The organism is Pseudomonas sp. RW10S2 (assembly GCF_014268985.1).
Lineage (GTDB): Bacteria > Pseudomonadota > Gammaproteobacteria > Pseudomonadales > Pseudomonadaceae > Aquipseudomonas > Aquipseudomonas wayambapalatensis.
The window spans coordinates 1-5342 of record NZ_JABWRO010000192.1; the positions used below are offsets into that span (position 1 = coordinate 1).

General features: G+C 60.0%; 5 protein-coding genes and 1 pseudogene. 3 read left to right on the plus strand and 3 right to left on the minus strand.

Going from position 1 to position 5342, the window contains the following annotated elements; translation table 11 throughout:
* The first annotated feature begins 189 nt into the window (after positions 1–189).
* Both HU729_RS24720 and HU729_RS24725 read left to right on the plus strand, forming a co-directional pair.
* Positions 190–1065 (plus strand): carboxylate/amino acid/amine transporter, encoded by an 876-nt coding sequence (locus tag HU729_RS24720; RefSeq protein ID WP_186666870.1) that lies wholly within the window; start codon positions 190–192, stop codon positions 1063–1065.
* A gap of 7 nt (positions 1066–1072) precedes the next feature.
* A complete protein-coding gene (locus tag HU729_RS24725; RefSeq protein WP_186711844.1) occupies positions 1073–2008 on the plus strand; it encodes an AEC family transporter in 936 nt (311 codons plus the stop codon).
* Positions 2009–2081: 73 nt separating this feature from the next.
* Here HU729_RS24725 and HU729_RS24730 read toward each other — a convergent pair whose 3' ends face one another.
* The 3 genes and pseudogenes from HU729_RS24730 to HU729_RS24740 all read right to left on the minus strand — a co-directional run.
* The gene (locus tag HU729_RS24730) at positions 2082–2561 is read right to left on the minus strand and encodes a surface-adhesin E family protein (protein WP_186711845.1); all 480 of its coding nucleotides are present in this window, start codon (positions 2559–2561) and stop codon (positions 2082–2084) included.
* Entirely contained in the window at positions 2558–3199 is a 642-nt protein-coding gene (locus HU729_RS24735) for a hypothetical protein (RefSeq protein WP_238348442.1), read from the minus strand. The genes HU729_RS24730 and HU729_RS24735 overlap by 4 nt, the downstream gene beginning before the upstream one ends.
* Positions 3200–3371: 172 nt before the next feature.
* Positions 3372–4664, minus strand: a pseudogene (locus tag HU729_RS24740) (IS1182 family transposase); the annotation flags it as partial.
* Between the two features lie 175 nt (positions 4665–4839).
* On the opposite strand from HU729_RS24740, the gene HU729_RS24745 reads away from it, so the two are divergent.
* Positions 4840–5232 (plus strand): hypothetical protein, encoded by a 393-nt coding sequence (locus HU729_RS24745; protein ID WP_186711847.1) that lies wholly within the window; start codon positions 4840–4842, stop codon positions 5230–5232.
* The last annotated feature ends 110 nt before the right edge of the window (positions 5233–5342 follow it).

A 5342-nucleotide genomic window follows, 5' to 3' on the forward strand; every position in this document is an offset into this window, starting at 1 on the left:
CCGGTGTTCGCGGGCAAGCCCGCTCCTACAAAAGCGGTGGCACTCATGGATGTGAGTTGTGGGAGCGGGCTTGTCCCGCGATCACCGGCACAGCCGGTGCCATCCACCGCCGCATCTTCATCCTCCTCCCGGTTGCCCAGACCACCCCCTACCCGCTAAGGTCGCCGCCTTGATCCACGAGAGGCAACCATGGGCTACCTGATTATCGTCGCGCTGATCCAGGCGTTTTCCTTCAGCCTGATCGGCGAATACCTGGCCGGCCATGTCGACAGCTATTTCGCCGTGCTGGCGCGGGTGCTGTTGGCAGGGCTGGTGTTCCTGCCGCTGACCCGCTGGCGCCAGGTCGAGCCGCGCTTCATGCGCTCGATGCTGCTGATCGGCGCGCTGCAGTACGGCATCACCTATGTCTGCCTGTACCTGAGCTTTCGCGTGCTCACCGTGCCTGAAGTGCTGCTGTTCACCATCCTCACCCCGCTGCACGTCACCCTCATCGAAGATGCACTGAACCGCCGCTTCAACCCTTGGGCGCTGCTCGCGGCGCTGGTCGCGGTGGCCGGCGCAGCGGTGATCCGCTTCGACAGCATCAGCGGCGAGTTCTTCATGGGCTTCCTGCTCCTGCAGCTGGCCAACTTCACCTACGCCGCCGGGCAGGTCCTGTACCGCCACCTGATCGCCCGCCACCCCAGCGACCTGCCGCACTACAAGCGCTTTGGCTACTTCTACCTGGGCGCGCTGATCGTCGTGCTGCCGGCCTTCCTGCTGTTCGGCAACGCCCAGCACCTGCCGAGCACCGACGTGCAATGGCTGGTGCTGCTGTTCCTCGGCCTGTGCCCGACCGCACTGGGGTTGTATTGGTGGAACAAGGGCGCCTGCCTGGTTTCCGGCGGCACCCTGGCGGTGATGAACAACCTGCATGTGCCGGTGGGCCTGCTGCTCAACCTGCTGATCTGGAACCAGCACGAACCGCTGGGGCGGTTGTTCATCGGCGGTGCGGTGATCCTCGCCTCGGTGTGGCTGAGCCGGCTGGGCGACCGTCGCAGCCCCGCGCTGGTCGGCAAGGCCTGAGGCGTCCATGCATACCATCCTGGTCATCGTCGCGCCGATCTTTGCGCTGATCCTGGTCGGCTACCTGTGCCGCAAGACTGGCAAGCTTGGCGAACAGGCCGCCGCCGAAATCAACCGCATGGTGGTCTGGCTGTGCCTGCCGGCGCTGCTGTTCAAGGTGACCGCGACCGCGACCTGGAGCGAAATCTGGCACCCCGGCTTCATTGTCGCCTTCGGTGCTGGCGCGCTGGCAATGTTCTTCATCACCCTCGCTTGGCGCCTGTTCAGCGGCCACAGCCTGGTGGCTTCGAGCATCGATGGCCTGAGTGCGGGCTATGCCAACACCGGCTACATCGGCATCCCGCTGTGCCTGTTGCTGTTCGGCCAGCCGGGGCTGCAACCAGCGCTGATCTCATCGCTGATCGTGGTCTGCCTGGTGTTCGCGATTTCCCTGACCCTGATCGAGATCGGCCTGCAGGAAGAACGCCAGATCGGCCGCGCCGTAATGCTGGTGGCCAAGGCGCTGGCGAAGAACCCGCTGGTGATTTCGCCACTGGCCGGCGCCGCTTGGGCCATGTCCGGCCTGGGCCTGGCGGAGCCTGTGATGCACTTTCTCGACATGCTCGCCCTGGCCACCACGCCTTGCGCGCTGGTGTCGCTGGGCGCATTCCTGGCGCAGAAACGCAGCGGCGCGCAGTCCAGCCCCTGGCCGCTGGTGGGGCTCAAGCTGGTCGGGCAACCGGCACTGACCTGGGTGCTGGCCTTCAAGGTGTTCAGCCTGCCGACCATGTGGGCGACCTCCGCGGTGTTGCTGGCGGCGCTGCCGACCGGGACCGGGCCATTTATGTTGGCTGAGTACTACAACCGTGAGGCGGGGCTCATTTCGCGCACCATCCTGCTGTCGACGGTGGCTTCGCTGCTGACCCTGACCGGGCTCATGTACCTGCTTGGTGTGGCGGGCTGACTGCTACGAAAAAGGCGCCCATCGGGGCGCCTCGTATTGCCGCGTACACCAGGCTGCTCACGTATCGGCCCAGTTACTGCGCCTTACCCGCTCGCAGATGCGTCGCATCGATCTTGCATACCGAATCGCGCAGATTCCCGATCAGCGACTGCCGCTGCAACGGCTTCCACTGCGCAATATCGTTCTTGCGCGCCACTTCCTGCCCTTGGGCAAAGGGCAGAGAGAAATACACCCGGCCGAACTGCGCCGTTTGGTCCTGCTCGCAGTTGATCACCCGGACCACCTGCGAACTTCGGATCTCTGGCGACTTATCGCCGGAGGCGGCGGGTCCGAGGTAATTGTTGATCAGGTAGAACTGACGCAACTGCGGATTGCCCTGGTACAGCGCGACGGAACGGGCGTCGAAGTAGGTTGCCAGTTCCGCGTCCTCCAGCAGTTTGAACATGCCGGCAGGTGGCTTGACTGGCGCTTCGGCCATGGCCTTGTGCGGTGCAGCGCCGTGGGCGCAGCCGCCCAGCAGCAATACCGCGGCCAGGTATGCGAGGCGTTTCATCGTGTGGCCCATTGCGCGATGTCCGGACGTTCCTGCTGCAACAAACGTTCATCTACGCTGCCCTGCAACGAGCAGAGCAGGCGGGTCTTGCCGTCCTCAACGCTGAGCATCAGGAGCTTCTCCGCAGAACCCGCTGCCGGGGCGATGCCCGAGGCCGCCGCAGGGTTGTCCTGCCAGGGGGAATTGGCATCCGCTTTGATCTGCGGCCTGGAAATGAAGTACTCGCCGGCTTCCTGCCATTGCGCACGCGGCAACTTGGCCATGACCTGCTCGCGGCTGGCATCGATTTCGAAGCCCCAGAAGTAGTAGGTGCCTTGCTCGCCGAGGTCCATGACCCGGTCGTAGTAGCTGGTCAGGCGCAGGCCCTGGTCGTCGACAGCGGGGCTGAAGTGCTGGAACGCGGTGTCGAAGTCGCGGCGATCCTGCACTGGCAGCCAGGCCAGGCCGCGCTGATCATTGCGGGCCAGCTTGACGGTCTTACCCAGATCGGCGCGCTGGGAATACAGCTGCTTGAAGAAAGACGGCTCACACGAGACCAGGCTTTCGCTGAGGCTGCTGGCCAGTGCATTAGCGGAGCACAGGCCGAGGAACACGGGGAGTAGTGCTTTGCTGCAGGAGAGAGTTAAAAGGCGACGCATGTCCATTGCCTGGAGATTCCTGGTGGGGGGAAGACGCGATCTTAATGGCGTCAGGAGGTTTGTTACAAATTGGTAAGACAGGGATTCAGTGGGTGATCCGCATCGTAAGTCGATTGACAGCGGGGGAATGTGGGGGGCGGTGTTTGGCTGAGGCTTTGGGCTTCTTCAAGAATTTGATCGTGCCAAAAGGATGCTCCACCGTCTGCCGGCGAACCTTCATCTTCCCTGGATCTTGCTCCAATCGGATCTGCACTCTCTCGACTACTGCTTCATGCTCCCAGCGCTTGAGTCGACGCTCTTTACCGGTCGTACACTGCTTCTGCATGGAGCAGCTCTGGCATCCTGAAAACCAGTAGCAGTGCAGTAACATACCGTCTTCCATCGACGAATGCCGGCGCGTCAGCAACTGGCCCGCAGGGCATCGATATTCGTCCGAAGCAGCCATGTAGATGAAGTCCTGCTTGCCGAATCGGCCTTCCGCTTTGCTGCTCGATGTCAGTGGTTTCGGTACAAAGGTGGTGATGCCAGCTTGCTCGCAAGCAAGGATTTCCGGGCCTTTGTAATAGCCTCGATCAGCAACCACCGTCAGCGCCTCTGCACCGATTTCTTCACGTGCCTGATTCGCCATAATGCTCAGTTGCCCGCGATCATTACCAACGTTGGTCACCTCATGGGCAATGATCAGATGGTGCTTGTCGTCGACTGCTGTTTGTACGTTGTACCCAACTGTGCCGGAGCCTCGACCGCTTGTGGCCATTGAACGGGCATCTGGATCGGTAAGCGAGATTTGCTGATCGGGACTGGCTTGAAGCTGCGCCTCGATGTCCTTGAGTTTTTGCATCTGCTGTTTCAGTTTTTCGACTTTGTCTTTCAATCGCTCAGTCTTGGCCTCGGCCACTTCCGGCGCTGCCCGATCGGCTGAATCCATTGCCGCTAGATAGCGGTCGATGCTCTGTTCGATCTGCTGCATGCGCGCCTTCACTTTGCCTTGAGTGAAATTGCGGTCGCGGTTATTCACGGCTTTGAATTTGCTGCCGTCGATGGCGATGATCGATTGGGAGAAGAGATTGAGGTTGCGGCAAAGCACAACGAACTGCCGGCAGACGTTGCGAATGGCTTTACCTTTGTCTCGGCGAAAGTCGGCAAGCGTTTTGAAGTCAGGCGCCAACCGGCCCGACAGCCACATCAGCTCGACATTACGCTCGGCCTCACGCTCAAGCCGGCGGCTGGACTGAATCCGATTGAGATAGCCATAGATGTAGATTTTTAGCAGCACTGCTGGATGGTACGCCGGGCGACCCGTTGCCGCAGGATCGACACCCTCGAACCCGAGTGCTCCAAGGTCGAGTTCATCGACGAAAACGTCGACTATCCGAACTGGGTTTTCTTCAGTGATGTAATCGTCCAGGCACTTTGGTAGCAACGTGACCTGCGTTAGAGACTCACCCTCAATGAACCGCTTCATGGTCGTCCCCGCCACGATCTCGACGATCAGAAGGTTAGACAATCGCCGGTTTTTTTCACCAAGCTTTGGATCAATTGATTGCTCGCGACGGGTGTAAATCAGCCAAGATTCGGCGATAGACACTTTATCGCGAGGTGCATAATCTAGGCTTCGAAGCCACGATAGGGAAAAGGATATGGCAGGAGGGAACATCATCTGCGGCACCTTCCAAAGTGCCGACAAATCGGGATCAGCCTTGGAGGCAGTGTTAGATGCACTCCCATTGCAGGCTCACGAACTGGTCGAAAATGTCAAACAGCAACTCGATACAGCCGAATTTGTCCTTATAGAAGTAGAGCAGGCGAAACGCTTGCTTCCATTTTTAAAGGTCTACCAGGCGCAATTGATCGTTGAGATCGGGCACGATGATTGGGCTCGGGCAACGAAGGAGGAAGAGTCTTCGCTTGAAACTGTCGAGGCAAAGTGGGGATCGGGTAAGGGATGGAGACTTTACTGCGTGCGAGATCTCGTAGGTGCTTGTGAAAATGCGCAGATAGAGATGGAACCAGTGTGCATTGCGTTTAGTTAACTGCCTCCAGCCCGTTTTCACACAGCCTGGACCCATTGCGGACACTAAGGCCCTACGCTGAAGTCTAGACAGCTTGTCGCTGTAGTGGTCTACTAACCCCGGACACCCAT